The following is a 212-nucleotide window of genomic DNA, read 5'->3' on the forward strand; positions in this document are numbered from 1 at the left end:
TCCAATTGAACCGCACGCTCCTCCCGTTGCGGTGCTCCCCCGCCAATTCCTTTAAGTTTCATCCTTGCGGACATACTCCCCAAGCAGCAGGCTTAACAACTTCTCTCCGGCACTGGGCGCCCACAAAGGACCCCCAACACCAAGCCCGCAGCGTTTACACCCTGGACTACCGGGGTATCTAATCCCGTTTGCGCCCCAGGGCTTCGTCCCTC

At 59.4% G+C, this 212-nt stretch carries 1 rRNA gene; it reads right to left on the minus strand.

Features of this window, described 5'->3' with window-relative positions:
* A 16S ribosomal RNA gene (locus A4R26_RS36295) occupies positions 1–212 on the minus strand; the annotation flags it as partial.

This window comes from Niastella populi (genome assembly GCF_002078015.1).
In the GTDB taxonomy this organism is placed as follows: domain Bacteria; phylum Bacteroidota; class Bacteroidia; order Chitinophagales; family Chitinophagaceae; genus Niastella; species Niastella populi.